This is a genomic window from Arcobacter sp. LA11 (assembly GCF_001895145.1).
In the GTDB taxonomy this organism is placed as follows: domain Bacteria; phylum Campylobacterota; class Campylobacteria; order Campylobacterales; family Arcobacteraceae; genus Halarcobacter.
The window spans coordinates 384365-400582 of record NZ_BDIR01000005.1 but is presented as its reverse complement, the minus strand read 5'-3'; the positions used below and the strand labels follow the sequence as shown (position 1 = coordinate 400582).

The window sequence follows — 16218 nt, the reverse complement described above, 5'->3', positions numbered from 1 at the left end:
CTTTTACTCCGTTATAATAAAACCCGTACCAAAAAGACCTGTAGGGATGTTTTTTGTTAGAACTTCAGCACTTAATGTTCTAGAATCTGAATCAATTGAAGGGTAAACTTTAGAAATTTTCTCTTCATATTTTTTACTATCACCATCAAGTTGATATTTAAATATTTGACCAACCTTTACATCATTCCAATATTTTGAATCAAACTTTAAAACTAATTTTACATTTGATAATGATTCAATTTGAAAAAGAGTTTTAGAAGACTGTTGAGATACCATATCTCCAACCTCTACATCTTTTGAGATAATAATGCCATCAAAAGGTGCATTTAAATAAGTTTTATCTAATACAGCTTTTTGATAAATTACCTCTGCATTTGCATTTTTATACGCATATTCATAGTTACCAAACTTCTCTTTATCAATAATATTTCTAATTTTCTTTTGTCTTTTATAATCAGCAAGTTTGTACTTTAAAGCTACTTGATTTACACTAAGTCTTGCTTTTACATCTTCATTTTCTAAACTTGAAAGTTTTTGACCTTTTTTTACAACACTTCCAATATCAACTAACACTTCCTTTACAATACCACTATTATCAAAAGCTAAGTTTGCACTTTTTGTTGCCTTTACATCAAATGTTGCATAAATCTCTTTTGCTTCTAAATTTAAAATAAGTGCCAAGGCTACTAATATTAATTTTCTCATTTTACATACTCCCATAAATTTTTACCACTATAAAAAACAACATTTGCTTTTTTTACTTCTAAATCGTATTTTGCACTTTCTAATAAAGAAATGGCATCATATTTTTCACTTAATGCTTCTAAGAAAGTTACATTATCTACTATTCCATTTTCATATTTTTTTAAAGTAAAATCATATGTACTAGTTGCAGCTTTTAATCCAGCTTCTGCTGATTTAATTTTTAGCTTTGCAATGTCATATGACTTATGTGCTAGTTTTAAATCAACTTCAGCTCTATTTTTTTCATATTCATATGTTGATTTTGAACTAAGATATGATTTATAAGCTGACTCATAAGCTTTTTTAGTAGAGTCAAAATCAAAAACTTTCCAAGAAACATTTAAACTTAAAACATTTTGATTGTCTAAATTACTATCATAATTATCATTGTCATACATGTTTTCATAATATGTATATGTATTATCTAAGGTTACATTTGGATTTATTGCCGTTTTTTCTTGTTTTGCCAATATTAATTTATTTTGCATATTAAGCTCTAAAGCTTTAATATCAGCTCTAATATTTTTTTCATCCTTTACTAATTTGATTTTTGAACCATTAGCAATAAGAACGCTTTTCCCTAAAATATATTCTAGATTGTGAATAATTGTTTGTAGGTTTAATTCAATTTCGTGCAATTCAACATTTGCACTTTCAACTCTTGAAACAATTTTGTCAAGTTCATCAACAGTAGTTACTCCTGCATCTAAAAATCTTTCTAATCTTACATATTGAGCGTTTAACTGTTCAATTTCTTTTTGTTTTGCATCTTTTTTAGCAAGATATGATAGATAATTATAATAATAAGAAGTAACTTCCAAGGAAATTTGATTTTTTTGATAAATTATACTTTCTTTAGAACTTCCAATTTGTGTCTCAAAAGATTTATAAATTAAATCTTTCTTTCCTCCATCATAAGCATTATATGAAATTGAAGCAGATGCAGAGATAGAATTTTTAGGATTAGAAATTGTCTCTTCGCTTACATTTGAATATCTTCCATTTATACTTAAGCTAGGTAAATAGGCTTTTTTTGTGCTATTATAGTTTTCTTCAATAGAGTTTAGATTTTGGACTGAAGAATCTATGAGTCTATTTTTTATTGATATATTTATTAACTCATCTAAGTTTTCTGAAAAAAGAAAAATTGGAAAGAAAAGTATTGTAATCATTTTTTTATACATTTAGAATCCTTAAGTTTGACTTCCTAGGAAGCTTTATTTGTGAAAATGTAACATCTATTAACTTATAATTAGCTTACTAAGAAGTTAGTTTTGAAAGAATTTAATATTATTATGTTAAAGTTTCTTATGGAAAATAAATTTTTAGATACATTTCTTAGTGAAATAGAAAAAAAACAGATTAATGAAAGAACTCCGATTATAGGCTTACCAATGAATAGAGTTAATGACATGATACAAGCTTCTATGAAGCATATATATGAAGAACATGGTCTTACAAGGGCTGAAATGGATATGTTAGCTACATTACATGTTTTTAATAATGGACTAACTGCAAAAGAAGTTTCAGAAAGACTTTTGTTTACTTCAGGTGGAATGAGTAAAGTGGTAAAAAAACTAGAGTTTAAAAATTTAATTTATAAAAAAGCATCCTCAGAAGACAAGAGAAGTTCTTTAATCTATCTTACAGAAGCAGGAGCAGAAATTGTAGAGGACTGCATTCCTAAGTTTAGGGCAGAAGAAGGTAAATTTTTTGAAATATTAAATGAAACAGAAATAGAAATATTAGAAAAGGCATTTAAAAAAATTTTGAATAATGTTTAAAGGATTGAAAATTAAATACTTATAAAAAACTCTATATAAAATGACACTTATATAGAGTTTTAGATTTTAATTATGCTTTTCTACTATCTCTAATATTCATAAACATCAAAGTCATATTTGTAGCACCAGCAAATAGCTCTAAGAGTTGAACAGAATAGAATACGGTATCAAAAGTTCCACTTGAAGCTAAGATATTTAAATAAATTGCACAAGGTATTAATATTACAACACCATTAAAAGCAATAATAGGCATTCTTTTTTTCTTAACTTTTATTAATTCTACTTTTTTACTTTTTTTAGCAATAATATTTCCACTAATTGCAGTAATTATAATTGATGGAACTAATATAAAAAGTCCTGGACAAACTATTTTATCTTTAACAAATGCAATTTGCTCAAAACCAAAGAATAATTCAACAATTAATGTTGAAGTAAAAAATAGTGTTATTGATAAAAATGATATAAAAGCAAATACTTTATGTAATTTATAAGCCATTATTTACTCCTTAAAAATGCTATTCTTGCACCAATTTCTATTTCATCTTTTGCTTTTTTTATAACTCCCCCTGCAACAGTTGGTGGTTCAATATTAAAGTCACTATATTTAACAATAATTTTTCCTGTATAAATAATATTATTGTTTTCTTGTTTCTTTTTAACTGGAATAGTTACTTTTTTATCTACTCCATTAACAAAGAGATTTCCTTTTAAAAATAGTTTATTATCTATTTTTACTTCTTCTTGAATTGTAATAATGATGTTATTGAAGTTTTGATAGTTTAAAATTTCACTTATATGTGAATTCCTTGTTTCATTATCACTATCAAAAGAACTACTATCAATAAAAATCTTACCTTTTACAATGCCTTCTTCCGTGTCTAACTTTCCCCTTAAGTTGTAATTAACACCAATAATTTCATCATCTATAAAAAGTAGCATATCTGCTTGAGATTTAAAATAAGCATTTGAATTGTTATTATCTATTACATAACTTTCTTTTGCAAATGCACTTGAAACTAATACCATTAAAATCAATATAAATTTTTTCATAATTATTCTCCTATATATGCTTTTTTCTTTGTTTGATTTCTATCTTCTATTTTTAAACTTTTATTTTTAAAACATTTTTTGTCTTTTAAGTCACAATCTCTTTTTAATCCACAACCTACGAATAGCAGTGCTAATACAATGCTAGAACCTAAAACTATTTTACTCATGATTAACTCCTTTGTTGCTGTAGCAACTATACTTTTTGTTAAATATGCTTTCAAAGCATAAAATCAATTATATTGGTTGCTGTAGCAACTAATATAATTAAAAAAAAATTACTCTAAATTTAAGTAAATTTTTTTCAATACATTTAGACACATTGTATGTTCTTCTTCAGAAATACTTTTTGTAGATTTTTTTAATACATCTAGTGTAACTTGTGTCAATTCCTCTTTTAAACTTTTTCCTTCATTAGTAAGATATAATCTAAAAGCTCTTTTATCAACATCATCTCTAAGTTTCTCAATAAGATTCTTTTTTTCAAGTTTCTCTATTATCCTTGCGATATTAGTCTTATCTTTTTTACTTAGTTCCGATAGTTTATTTTGTGTGATACTATTATTCTCATAAATAATACTAAGTACCATCCACTGTAAAGCAGTAATATCATGACCAGTTTTTGCAAATGTGTTTTCAAGTTCTGCTTTCATTCTATTTGCTACGATATTCACTACATGACCAATAGAATTTGACAAAATAAAGTCGTTTTTAAATATATCCATGTTGAAAGTTTATATTAACTAATATTAATATTTGCTTAATTGGTTGCTGTAGCAACTAAATTTATTTTAAAAGAATTATAAATTAACATCCAAGCACTACCAAAAATACACAAAACAACTATAATAAAATAAAAAAGGCTTCATTATGGAACCTAAAAAAAGAATTTGGATAGTTGGTGGTAGTAGTGGTATTGGCTTAGAGTTAGTAAAACTATGTGTAAATAGTGACTATCTTGTAGTTGCTAGTTCTAGAAATGCTTCTAATAGCGAGGTTTTGATTAAACTAAAAGAAGAATACCCTGATAAAATAAACCTACTTGATATTGATGTTTCCTCAAAAGATGATATTAGTAGTAAGGTAGAAGAAGCTTGGAATACTTATGATGGTATTGATATCTGGTTTTACAACGCAGGTGCTTACGATGTTATGAGTATTGATTCTTGGGATACTAAGAAGTTTGAACAGATGAATGAGGTAAATTACCTTGGTGTTGTAAGACTTATGACAAATCTTTATCCTTATTTTAAAGATTCTAATAAAGGCCATTGGGTATGGAATTGTAGTCTTTCTTCTTATTTTGGTCTTCCTCAAGGAGGAGGGTATTCTGCTCCAAAGGCTGCTTTAGTTAATCTTGCAGAATCTATTAATCCTGAGTTAGAATTATCAAGTATAAAACTTCAAATAGTAAATCATGGTTTTGTAAAAACAAGACTTACTGCAAAAAACAAGTTTGAAATGCCACAACTAATGGAACCAAAATATACAGCCCAAAAAATACTTGAAGGCATTGAAAAACCATCATCTTTTGAGATTAGATTTCCTTTTGGTTTATCTTCTTTTTTAAGATTATTAAGATTTCTTCCATATAAAATCTCTTTATCACTTACAAAAAAGATGTTGCCATGAGAGCTGTAAACTATGCTTCTTTTTTTGAAAATATAAGTAGTGATACTCACATAGAAGAGTATAAAAAAATATTTGATAAAGATGTGAGGTTTAAAGACCCTTTTCATGAGGTTCAAGGAGTTGAAAAGATATATTCTATTTTTGAGGATATGTATTTAAAACTTGATGACCCAAGGTTCAAAGTTAGAGAAATAGTTGAACAAAAAGATATAGTATATATAAGATGGGATTTTATATTTAGTTTTAAAAACAGTGATAAAGAAGAGTCTTTTGAAGGAGTTAGTAGAATAGAGTTTAATCAAAATGATAAAGTGATATCACATACAGACTATTGGGATTCTTCAAGTAATTTATATGAAAAAATTCCTATTGTTTCTTCTTTTATAAAATTTATCAAAAGTAGAATTAAGAGTTAACTATGGAAACTCAAAAACTATCAAAGAGTTTGATAATTTACTACAGTCTTATAGCTATTCCTTTAGCTATAGTAGGACTTCCTTTATACATATATTTGCCTACTTTTTATGCAACAGATGTTGGTATTGATATTGCAGTTGTTGGATTGATACTTTTTATTGCAAGATTAACTGATGTTTTTACAGATCCTTTTTTTGGATATTTAAGTGACAAGAGTGTGGAGTATTTCAATAGTAGAAAGCCTATCATGATTTTAGGTTCTTTAGTATTGATTTTTAGTTTTTATTCTCTTATAAATCCAAGTTTGGATTATCCAGAATTTTGGCTTTTAGTTTTTTCTATTTTGATATATATTGGTTGGAGTATGATAAATATTCCATATTTGACTTGGAGTTCGGAGATAAGTCAAAGATATGAGGATAAAACTGTATTAAATAGTTCAAGAGAGTTTTTTACTATTATTGGAGTTCTTATAGCTTTGATAGTTCCTTATATTTATAAAGTATCTCAAAACTCGCAAGAAACTTTAGAGATATTGTATTTGTCATTTTTAGTTCTTTTTATTCCTCTTTTTTTAGTAAGTTTAAAAGCGATAAAAATCAAACTAAATAGTATAAATGATAAGTTTTCTATTAAAAGTGTTAAGACTATATATCAAAATCTAAATGATTTAAAATACTTACAAATAGGCTACTTTTTTAACAACTTAGCAAATGCACTTCCGGCAACACTTTTTTTGCTTTTTATAGAATTAATTATAGAAGAAAAGGATTCTAGTGGGATTATTTTGATTTTATATTTCTTTGCTGGAATTCTTGCTCTTCCTTTTTGGAATATGTTGTCAAATAAAATTGGTAAAAAGAATACTTGGCTTAGTTCTATTTTACTTGCTTGTAGTGCTTTTATTTTTGTACCATTTTTAGAAGCTGGAGATTTGACTGCTTTTATTATTATTAGTTTAGTTTCTGGTTTATCTTTAGGTGCTGATATGGCTTTGCCTACTGCAATTCAAAGTGATATGGTACAAGAGTCAAAGAGGTTTGAAACAAATATCTCTGGTTTGCTTTTTGGTATTTGGACTATGATTACAAAACTCTCACTTGCTCTTGCTGTTGCTGCAAGTTTTATTATTCTTGGTATTTTTGATTTTGAAGCATCAAATCCAAGTGTGACTTCTTTGTTGGTATTATCTTTTTTATATGGTCTTTTTCCTGTGTGTATAAAATTAATAGCTATATTTTTTATCAATAAATATACTGATAAAAAATCATAACATTTTAAAGACTCTACCAATAAACATTTTTTTCCTACAAAAAAACTTCTTATAAATATAGAATAACAGTACAAGGAGTTTGAGATGAAGTTATTTTTTACAGTATTATTTATTTTTTCCCTGGTTATAGCTCAAACTCCTGATGTCTACGTGAAAGCACCTAAACCTGTTGATTATGTAAATGCTAAAAAATTTAGTGGTTTATGGTACGAAGTTGCAAGAACATATAATAGTTTTGAAAAAGACTGTGTTGCTGCAACCGTAGAGTATAAACTTATAGAAGATTTGAAATACGAAGTAAAAAATAGATGTTTTGATACAAAAATTGGTGGCAACCTTATTGAATACAATGGAACAGCAGTTCCATCAAATGGAAATATCATGTCTCAAATAGATATGACATATTTTTGGATATTTACAAAAGAGTACAGAATTATTTATTTAGATGAAGATTATTCAAGTGCTGTAATGGTTGATAAAGATATGGAGTATGTGTGGATTATGAACAGAAAGCCAGTTATGGAAAAAGAAGAGCTAGATAGTATAGTTGCTTCTTTATCAAAATATATGGATACTTCAGAGTTAATTTACACTCCTCAAGATTCTAAAGGACGATACAAATGAGTACTAAAAAATTGAAAATAGCAGTCTTAGGAGCAGGGATAAGTGGATTAGGTTCTGCGTATTTACTAAGTAAAAAACATGATGTTGACCTTTATGAAAAAGATAGTAGATTAGGTGGTCATGCTAGAACTACTCAAGTTAGTGAAAAAGATAAAACTTTTGGAGTAGATACTGGTTTTTTAGTATTTAATCATGCCACATATCCTTTACTTACAAAACTATTTGAAGAGTTAGATGTAAAGATAGAAAATAGTGATATGAGTTTTGCTTTTTGGGATCAAAAGAGTAACTTAGCTTACAATGGGGAATCTCTAAAAGGTATGTATTTTCAAAAGAAAAATATATTTTCTTACTCTCACAATAAAATGATTTTTGATATTGTAAAGTTCAATAAAAAAGCAAATGAAGATTTAGAGATAAGTAGTCCTGATTTGGATTTATCTTTGGGTGAGTATTTAAAAGATTATTCACAATATTTTAAAGAAAGATATATTATTCCTATGGGTTCATCGATTTGGTCAACACCAAGTGATAAGATGAATGACTTTCCAGCAAGAACTTTTTTACAGTTTTTTAAAAATCATGGATTGTTAGGTGTCGATACTCATCATCAATGGTTAACTGTTAGTGGTGGTTCTATTAATTATGTCACAAAAATATCTAAATATATATCTGGAAAAATCATAAAAAACAGTGATGTAATAAGTGTAAAAAGAGAAGAGGGTAAAGTTATTTTAATACATGAAAATAATACCCAGTCAATATATGACAAAGTTATTTTTGCTATGCATGCTCCTGATGCTCTTAAGCTAATAGATGAGCCAAGTTTAGATGAGCTTAGAATCTTATCAGCTTTTGAATATAAACAAAACCGTGCAGTATTGCATAACGATACTAAAGCTTTATATCCTGACAAAAAAGTTTATGCGGCATGGAACTATAAGACAAATGGAAAAGAAGAGAATGTAACTCTTTCTTATTGGATCAACCGTTTACAAAATCTAAAATCTAATAAAGAGTATTTTGTTTCATTAAATGAAACAAAACAGTTAGATGAGGTAATTGAAGAGATTAGTTATGAACATCCTCAATTTGATGCAAAAGCAATAGAAGCTCAAAGTAAAAGAAGTATGATAAATGGTAAAAATAACACTTATTTTGCAGGAGCTTACTGGAGATATGGTTTCCATGAAGATGGTTTATATAGTGCAAATACAATTGCACAAGAATTTGGATGTGCGTTATGAGTCATAAATTTTTTGAAGGTTCTATTTATCATAAAAGAGTAAGTCCTAAGAGACATCAATTTAAATATAAATTTTTTATGGTTGATATAGATATGAGCTCTTTTGATAAGTTAGATAATAATCTATTTTCACAAAATAGTTTTAATCTATTTTCTTTTAATACTAAAGATCATTTTGGAAAAAGTGATGATTTTAAAGAGAATATAAAATATTTACTAAATAAATATAATATTCCACTTACTCAAAAAATGAGGTTTATTACACTTCCTAGTATCTTAGGATATGTTTTCAATCCTATTAGTGTATTAATTCTATTTGATAAAAATAGACCTGTAAATATGATTGCTGAGGTGCATAATTATAATGGAGGTAGAGTTATCTATCCAATTTCTTTAGAAACAAAAGATAATAAACACTATAAAGGTGTAAGTACTAAAGATATGTATGTTTCTCCTTTTTTTAATAGAGATGGAAGATATGAGTTTGACTTGACTTATATGGATAATCAACTCTCACTTAGCGTTGTTCTATTTGAGAATGACAAAAAAATGTTGACTTCTACTTTTGTAGGGAAAAGTCTTGTTTTTAATGAAAGGACGATAACTTCCCTTTTCTTTAGACATACGCTTCTTACATTTTGGGTAGTAACAAGAACAGTCTGGCAAAGTTTAAAACTTAAAATAAAAGGTCTAAAATGGAATAGACCAGAAGCTTATGATCAAGTTAGGAGGGCATAAAAATGAAATCTTTTTGGAATAAACTAGGTGATGAATATTTATCAAAAATCACTCAAGGTGATTTGGAAGTAACTTTTTGCGATGGGAAAATTAAAACATATGGAAATAACCAAGAACCTAGAGCTAAACTTATTTTGAATAATGCAGATTTATTTAGAAGACTGACTCTATTTGGTGATATAGGTTTTGCAGAGAGTTATATGGATAAAGATTTTGAATGTGATGATTTAACTTCACTTATAAAGATAGCTATTATAAATTCAGACTCATTGCAAACAAAGAGTGAAGATGAGAAGAGTTTTAGCCTTTATAATCTTTTTCCTATAGTAAATAAAATAAGACATGTATTAAGAAAAAACTCTAAAACTCGTTCACAAAAAAATATTTCTGAACACTATGATTTATCAAATCAGTTTTTCAAACTTTTCTTAGATGATACGATGATGTACTCTTCTGCTGTATTTGAAAAACCTGATGAACCATTATTTGAAGCACAAAAAAGAAAGATAGATTTACTTGCAAAGAAACTAAATCTTAAAAAAGGTTCTAAAGTTTTAGAAATAGGTTCAGGTTGGGGTGCTATGGCTATGCACTTAGTAAGAGAATATGGTTGTGAAGTAACAACTTTAACACTTTCAAAAGAACAAAAAAAGCTTTGTGAAGATAGATTTAAAGAGAATGAAATAGAAGAGTTTGTAGATGTTATGTTAAAAGATTATAGGGATATGGAAGGGGAGTTTGATGCAGTTATTGCTGTTGAGATGTTTGAGGCAGTAGGGCGTGAGTATTTTGATGTGTTCTTTAAAAAATGTGAATCTTTACTAAAGCCTAGTGGAATACTTGTAATGCAAATAATCACAATGCCAGATCAAAGATATGATTCGTATTGTAAAGGTACTGATTTTATTCAGAAGTATATATTCCCAGGTGGTCATCTTCCAAGTGTTGGTAAAATCTTAGAAGTAACTACAAGAAATACAAAATTGAATCTATTGCATATGGAAGAGTATACAGAACATTATGCAAAAACATTAAATATTTGGCATGAAAATTTTAATCAAAAACTTGATGATGTAAAAGATTTAGGTTTTGACGAATACTTTATTAGAATGTGGAAAATGTATCTTTGTTATTGTGAAGCAGCTTTTTTAACTAGAAATATAAACTTAGTTCAAATTGCCTTTACAAGATATCAAAATATGTCTTTAAATGAAGGATTGGTTGCATCATGAGACTAAAAATTCTTTTTTTAACAGTACTATTTTTAATTTTTACAGGATGTTCAAAAATGCAAATAGAAGATTTTAAAGGTAAAACTCCTGAATTTATTCCTCAAGAATATTTCAACGGCAATATGACAGCTTATGGAATGGTAAAAGATAGAAGTGGAAAAATCATAAGAACTTTTAAAGGTAAGCTTGTTGGTTCTTGGGATAAAGATGGAATTGGGACATTGGATGAAAAGTTTGTGTATGATGATGGTGAAGAATTAACTAGAGTTTGGAAGTTAAAACCTACAGGTAAAAAAACTTTTGATGCAACTGCAGGGGATATAGTTGGTACTGCAAAAATGATTGCAAATGGAAATACAGTTATGATTGATTATGTTATGAAAGTTCCTTATAATGACTCAACAATTGACATAAGTGTCAAAGATTGGCTACATCTTCAAGAAGATGGTGTTATACTAAACCATTCAAAAATGAAAAAGTTTGGTTTTACAGTTGGAGAACTGGTTATAACAATTATAAAGGAATAGAATGAATGGCTTAGTTTTAATAGCCCATGGTAGTAAAAAAGATTTATCAAATAATGAGTTTCGTAAGTTAGTTGATGAAATAAAAGAAAAAGATGATAAGTTTTCCCAAATTGAAGCTGCGTTTTTAGAGTTTGCAAGTCCTGAGATTGCTACTGTAGTTGAAAAGTTTATAAAAGATGGTATTTCAAAAATATATTTTTATCCATATTTTTTAAACTCTGGAAAACATGTAAGTGTTGATTTACCTGATATTATTAGTGAACTAGAGAGTAATAATACTTCAGTAGAGTTTATGCTTCTAACGCACTTTGGTAAGTCAGAAAAAATAAGTGATATTATATTAGAAGATATTTCGGCTTCTATTTAAAAAGAGAGATTTTATTATGAAGAATTATTTTTTGTCATTTTTTTGTCTAATTTTTTTACTTGGATGTTCTGCTAAAAATCCCACATTAAATACAGTAAAAAATGTAGATATTAAAAAATACCTTGGAACTTGGTATGAAATAGCAAGATATGAGCACTCTTTTGAAAAAGATTGCAAAAATGTTACTGCAACATATAGTTTAAAAGAAAATGATGAAATAAAAGTTGTAAATAAGTGTACAAATATTAATACAAATAGTTCAAAAGAAGCTGTAGGAAGTGCCTATAGTATTGATGAAACAAATACAAAATTGAAAGTTAGTTTCTTCTGGCCTTTTTATGGGGATTATTGGATTTTAGATCTTGATGAGAATTATACTTATGCAGTAATTGGAGAACCTTCTAGAAAGTATTTTTGGATTTTATCAAGAGATAAAAAACTGGATGAAAACAGGAAGAATGAGATACTTAAAAAACTTCCACAATATGGTTATAGTGAAGAGCCTTTGATTTGGACAATTCAAGAATAAAAAAAGGGATGTAAAATTATTCTTCTAAAAGACCTTTTGTAATTTTATGTCTAAATTCGAACATATCTTTTAACTCTTTTTGTATAAAAAAATCAAATAACTCCCCAAACTTTCCTAAAGGGAGTTCATATTTTACAACATCTTTTAACTCACAAAGAGTTCCTTTTTTTGTAAAAACATGAGAATGTTCCCAATATTTAAATGGTGATTTTAGTGCAATATCTACTAAAAGATTTGGTCTTTGTAGTTTTTCAATTTTTACTTCCCATGTTGTAGGAATAAAATGTTTGATTGTTTTGATTTTTAATATTCCACCTTCATGTGGATTGAAATCTTTATTTAATAATTCAACACTGGTATCAAGCGGAGTAATCACTTTAAGATTTTTTACATTAAGATGAAAATCAAATAATTCTTCAATATTACATTTTAACAAAGAAGTTTTTTCAAAAGTTTTCATGTTAATCTCCTAGTTTACTAAATCTGCAAGTGCATGTTCTATAGTTTTAAAGTTAAATTTAAAACCACTGTCCAATAATCTTTTTGGTTTTACACATTGACCGTCTGTAATTACCTTAGCACCTTCACTAAATATAAGATTTAATACAAATTCTGGAACTGGTAAGATAGTTGGTCTATGTAATACTTTTCCAAGTGCTTTTGTAAAAGAATAGTTTGTTGTAGGTGTTGGAGCAGTTAAGTTATAAATACCTTCACAATAAGATTTTTCATAAACAAACTTATAAGCGTTTATTAAATCATCTATATGAATAAATGAAAAGTCTTGACTTCCATCTCCTATAATACCTCCAAGTCCAAGTTTAAAAGGTGGTAACATCTTTTTTAATGCTCCTCCTTTGCCTAAAACTATTCCAAATCTAAATATCACAGTTCTTACTTCAAAGTCTTTAACTTTTAGTGCTTCATTTTCCCATGTTTTACAAAGTTTTGCTAAAAAATCATCTTCATAATCATAATACTCTTCATCATAACAATTAAGATTTTTATAGATTCCAACCGCAGAAGTAGAAACAAAAAGCTCAGGTTTAGTTTTAGCTCTAGAAATAGCTTGAATCAATGCTTTTGTAGTATTTATTCTACTATCTACTAATAGCTTTTTATACTTAGTAGTCCATCTATTAATAATATTTGCACCAGCTAGATTTATAAGTAAGTTAGTCTTTTCAATTATAGAAGTTAATTTATCATGGTTTTTTAGTTCTTCTCTTTTTATACCAATTACTTTGAAACCTTTTGCTTCAAATGCATTTTTAAGGTTAGTTCCTACAAATCCACTTGAACCTGTTATTGCTACAGTTTTCATGGAATCCTCCTTTGAAATTTGTATATATATGTAATATTATAATGGATGTATGGATTACTAGTAGGGTATTTATGTTAGTTGAAAAGTTTAACTTTTATATATTAATCTTAGAAAGCCTATTGAAAATAATGCGATTGAAAGTTCTTTAGGCTCAAAACCGTAAAGCAAATAAAAAAATCCTGCAAGTATAAATCCAAAAGATAAGCTATAAGATTTTACTTGTTTTTTTAAACTCTCTTGCATATATTCGAGTTGATTTTTGGAAACCTCTACTTCAAGGCTTCCTTCACTTGCTTTTTTTACCATTGTTTTAAAATCTTTTGTTATAAAAGGTAAGTCTTTAATTTCATCTATGATAGTTTCAAAAACAGATTCTTTTGCACCAAGTGCTTTTGGTAGATTATTCTGAAGTATTGGTAATATATCTTTTACTCCATTGAAGTTTTCAATATAAGTAGTTCCTAATCCCTCGATAATAGCACTAACTCTTAAAATATATATTGCATCACTTGGAAGTTTAAAAGGTAAATCTCTTGTACTTTCAAGTACTTCAAAAGCAAGTTTTTGCATAGATTCACTACTCAGGTTATCATTTGAAAAAATTTCAAACATTTTTGTAGTAAATTCTGTAAGTTCACCAACAGGAGCCTCATAAGCGATTGTTCCCAATCTTTTACTAGCACTAATATATGTTTCATAGTCTTGTTCATTTGCAGCTTTTATTAGTTCTATTATTGAGATTCTTTTATCATTTGGTACTGTTTTAACCATTCCAAAATCTAGTAAGATTAATTCACCTTTTTTATTTACAAGTAAATTTCCTGGATGTGGATCTGCATGGAAATATCCGTTTATTAGCATTTGAGTAGTATAGAAATCTACTAAATTTTTGATGATTTTTTTGAAGTTTATTTTATGTTTAAATATATTTTCTTTATCATCAAATCTAAAGCCTTCTTCAAAACTCATAACAAGGGCATCATCACACGAATATTTTTTATATGCTTTAGGAAATTTGACATCTTGATTTTTATATACTTTTCTAAAATTTTTCAAGTTTCTTAGTTCTTGATTTAAGCTTACTTCTTCAACAATCATTTTAGAAAACTCTTTTATTACAGCTTCTATAGAATTTTTTGTATATGTAGAAAAAAGAGGCTTAAAAATATAATTAAAAAAATTAATGATTTTTATATCAGCTAGAACTTGTTGTTTAATTCCTTTTCTTCTTAGTTTAACCGCGACTTTTTTAGCATTTTTTAATCTTGCTGTATGAACTTGTCCTATTGAAGCAGAGGCAATTGGTGTTTTATTAAAACTTTCAAAAATATCTTGATTTTTAAAAGAGATTGAATATATTTCATCAAAATCTTTTTGCTTCATAGCTGGAATTTGGTCATGGAGATTTTTAAGTTCATTTAAATAGTCTTCACTAAAAAAGTCAGACCTAGTAGCTAATACTTGAGCAAGCTTAATAAAACTAGCTCCTAGCTTAATAATAGTATGTTTTAATTTTTTTGGTTTAAGAGGTTTAATTAATAAAAAACTTTTTTTTCTTTTAATAACTAAATATATAGTTAGTAGAAAAATAAAAACTCTATAAACTCTTAATGGTGAATAAAATGAGATTTTAGCTCCTTTAGAAATCTATTTTTTTAATTCTTTTTTTAGATTTTTAAGATCTTCTTTTGTAACTAAATCTAACTCTTTTATTATATCTTTTACTAAAGATTTTATAAATTTTTTTGTTTTCTTTTTTTCTTCTTTCCCTTTTGTTTCTAATGCTTTCATAAACTCTTTTGCATCAGTTTTTTTTATTTTTCCTTTTTTTTCAAAAACCTTTATCTCTTCTTCTACTTTTTCTCTTACTAACACAGCAGCGCCAATTCCTGAATAAATAAACTCTTTTAACATGATATACTCCTTATTTTTTGATATTTTATATCATTATGATTTTAACTTTTTCTAATAAAGCTTAGTAGTTAAAAAATGTAGTTTTATACTATTTTTATTATAAACTTCTTTGCTCTATATATTCTCTAAATTCTTTTGCACCATCTTTTGAACTAGTTACAATATCATCTATATCTTTAAATGAAATTTCTAGTTTTGATTGTTCAACACTTTGCATTGATTTTATTTTATCGACATTTACAATATATGAACGATGTATTCTAAAGAAGTTTTTACCTTTTAGGAGTTCATTCATATCTTGCATTTTTTTTCTAACATATGCATCAGTCTCTTTTATTTTTATAATTACTTCATCTAAGTCTGCTTTTACATAATATATATCATCAATATCTATCATGTATATTTTAGAACCTCTTTTGGCAATAATCTTCTTTGAAGTCTCTTTTTTATCATTATTTATATTTTGAATATATTTTTCTATTTTTTGTAAAGCATTTTTTACAGACTCATTGGATATTGGTTTTAAAAGATAGTCTATTCCTCCACTTTTAAAGGCTTCTAATGCATATTCTTCAAAAGCAGTTTGAAAGATGATAAAGGTATTAGGATTTACATCTAAGATAGTATTTGCTAATTCTAGGCCAGTCATTGTTGGCATAGAAATATCTAGAAAAGCTATGTCAAATTTTGTTTTAGATAACTCTTTTATGGCATCTATTGGGTTGTTGCACTCTACAATATTAGAGATGCCTTCTTCTGTTAATATTCTATTTAATCTAGAAAGAGCTAATTTCTCATCATCAACTATAAGTACTTTCAT

Annotated in this window: 22 protein-coding genes; 11 read left to right on the top strand and 11 right to left on the bottom strand. The window is 27.1% G+C overall.

The genetic code is table 11. The features are described 5' to 3' along the window. Positions 1-3: 3 nt before the first annotated feature. A complete protein-coding gene (locus BT997_RS07965; RefSeq protein WP_072680933.1) occupies positions 4-705 on the bottom strand; it encodes an efflux RND transporter periplasmic adaptor subunit in 702 nt (233 codons plus the stop codon). Then, entirely contained in the window at positions 702-1928 is a 1227-nt protein-coding gene (locus BT997_RS07960; protein ID WP_072680931.1) for a TolC family protein, read from the bottom strand. Before BT997_RS07960 ends, BT997_RS07965 begins: the two co-directional genes overlap by 4 nt. Before the next feature lie 126 nt (positions 1929-2054). Between BT997_RS07960 and BT997_RS07955 the strand changes: the two genes are divergently transcribed. After that, positions 2055-2528, top strand: coding sequence for a MarR family winged helix-turn-helix transcriptional regulator (locus BT997_RS07955; protein WP_174247213.1), 474 nt, complete (start codon positions 2055-2057; stop codon positions 2526-2528). Positions 2529-2598: 70 nt separating this feature from the next. Here the strand turns inward: BT997_RS07955 and BT997_RS07950 are convergent, their stop codons facing one another. The 4 genes from BT997_RS07950 to BT997_RS07940 all read right to left on the bottom strand — a co-directional run bounded on the left by BT997_RS07950 (position 2599) and on the right by BT997_RS07940 (position 4273). Then, complete coding sequence (locus tag BT997_RS07950) at positions 2599-3024, bottom strand: hypothetical protein (protein WP_072680927.1); 426 nt, start codon at positions 3022-3024, stop codon at positions 2599-2601. Beyond that, entirely contained in the window at positions 3024-3578 is a 555-nt protein-coding gene (locus BT997_RS07945; RefSeq protein WP_072680925.1) for a YceI family protein, read from the bottom strand. Before BT997_RS07945 ends, BT997_RS07950 begins: the two co-directional genes overlap by 1 nt. Before the next feature lie 2 nt (positions 3579-3580). Next, on the bottom strand, positions 3581-3745 hold the full coding sequence (locus BT997_RS15550; RefSeq protein WP_174247212.1) for a hypothetical protein: 165 nt from the start codon (positions 3743-3745) through the stop codon (positions 3581-3583). A gap of 108 nt (positions 3746-3853) precedes the next feature. Then, entirely contained in the window at positions 3854-4273 is a 420-nt protein-coding gene (locus BT997_RS07940; protein ID WP_072680923.1) for a MarR family winged helix-turn-helix transcriptional regulator, read from the bottom strand. Between the two features lie 172 nt (positions 4274-4445). Here BT997_RS07940 and BT997_RS07935 point away from each other — a divergent pair, with 172 nt between their 5' ends. The 10 genes from BT997_RS07935 (at position 4446) to BT997_RS07890 (ending at position 12160) form a co-directional block, all read left to right on the top strand. After that, on the top strand, positions 4446-5207 hold the full coding sequence (locus BT997_RS07935; RefSeq protein ID WP_072680921.1) for an SDR family oxidoreductase: 762 nt from the start codon (positions 4446-4448) through the stop codon (positions 5205-5207). Beyond that, positions 5204-5623, top strand: coding sequence for a nuclear transport factor 2 family protein (locus BT997_RS07930; RefSeq protein WP_072680919.1), 420 nt, complete (start codon positions 5204-5206; stop codon positions 5621-5623). Before BT997_RS07935 ends, BT997_RS07930 begins: the two co-directional genes overlap by 4 nt. Before the next feature lie 2 nt (positions 5624-5625). Next, a complete protein-coding gene (locus BT997_RS07925) occupies positions 5626-6897 on the top strand; it encodes an MFS transporter (protein ID WP_072680917.1) in 1272 nt (423 codons plus the stop codon). 84 nt (positions 6898-6981) lie between these two features. Beyond that, positions 6982-7521 carry a lipocalin family protein gene (locus BT997_RS07920; RefSeq protein ID WP_072680915.1) on the top strand — a complete coding sequence of 180 codons (540 nt, stop codon included), beginning with the start codon at positions 6982-6984 and terminating at the stop codon, positions 7519-7521. Further along, positions 7518-8768 carry an NAD(P)/FAD-dependent oxidoreductase gene (locus BT997_RS07915; RefSeq protein ID WP_258239454.1) on the top strand — a complete coding sequence of 417 codons (1251 nt, stop codon included), beginning with the start codon at positions 7518-7520 and terminating at the stop codon, positions 8766-8768. The genes BT997_RS07920 and BT997_RS07915 overlap by 4 nt, the downstream gene beginning before the upstream one ends. Continuing rightward, the gene (locus BT997_RS07910; RefSeq protein WP_072680913.1) at positions 8765-9505 is read left to right on the top strand and encodes a DUF1365 domain-containing protein; all 741 of its coding nucleotides are present in this window, start codon (positions 8765-8767) and stop codon (positions 9503-9505) included. Before BT997_RS07915 ends, BT997_RS07910 begins: the two co-directional genes overlap by 4 nt. Before the next feature lie 2 nt (positions 9506-9507). Further along, complete coding sequence (locus tag BT997_RS07905; RefSeq protein WP_072680911.1) at positions 9508-10737, top strand: cyclopropane-fatty-acyl-phospholipid synthase family protein; 1230 nt, start codon at positions 9508-9510, stop codon at positions 10735-10737. Then, positions 10734-11264: a DUF3833 domain-containing protein gene (locus tag BT997_RS07900; RefSeq protein WP_072680909.1), complete on the top strand. Its 531-nt coding sequence runs from the start codon at positions 10734-10736 to the stop codon at positions 11262-11264. The genes BT997_RS07905 and BT997_RS07900 overlap by 4 nt, the downstream gene beginning before the upstream one ends. Before the next feature lies 1 nt (position 11265). Further along, positions 11266-11631, top strand: a complete 366-nt coding sequence (locus BT997_RS07895; protein WP_072680907.1) for a sirohydrochlorin chelatase — start codon at positions 11266-11268, stop codon at positions 11629-11631. Between the two features lie 16 nt (positions 11632-11647). Continuing rightward, positions 11648-12160, top strand: a complete 513-nt coding sequence (locus BT997_RS07890; RefSeq protein ID WP_072680905.1) for a lipocalin family protein — start codon at positions 11648-11650, stop codon at positions 12158-12160. 16 nt (positions 12161-12176) lie between these two features. Here BT997_RS07890 and BT997_RS07885 read toward each other — a convergent pair whose 3' ends face one another. The 5 genes from BT997_RS07885 to BT997_RS07865 all read right to left on the bottom strand — a co-directional run bounded on the left by BT997_RS07885 (position 12177) and on the right by BT997_RS07865 (position 16218). Beyond that, positions 12177-12620: an SRPBCC family protein gene (locus BT997_RS07885; protein ID WP_072680903.1), complete on the bottom strand. Its 444-nt coding sequence runs from the start codon at positions 12618-12620 to the stop codon at positions 12177-12179. A gap of 9 nt (positions 12621-12629) precedes the next feature. After that, on the bottom strand, positions 12630-13484 hold the full coding sequence (locus BT997_RS07880; RefSeq protein ID WP_072680901.1) for a TIGR01777 family oxidoreductase: 855 nt from the start codon (positions 13482-13484) through the stop codon (positions 12630-12632). A gap of 87 nt (positions 13485-13571) precedes the next feature. After that, entirely contained in the window at positions 13572-15113 is a 1542-nt protein-coding gene (locus tag BT997_RS07875; protein ID WP_072680899.1) for an AarF/ABC1/UbiB kinase family protein, read from the bottom strand. Between the two features lie 18 nt (positions 15114-15131). Continuing rightward, positions 15132-15398, bottom strand: a complete 267-nt coding sequence (locus BT997_RS07870) for a hypothetical protein (RefSeq protein WP_072680898.1) — start codon at positions 15396-15398, stop codon at positions 15132-15134. Between the two features lie 97 nt (positions 15399-15495). Further along, positions 15496-16218: a LytTR family DNA-binding domain-containing protein gene (locus BT997_RS07865; protein ID WP_072680896.1), complete on the bottom strand. Its 723-nt coding sequence runs from the start codon at positions 16216-16218 to the stop codon at positions 15496-15498.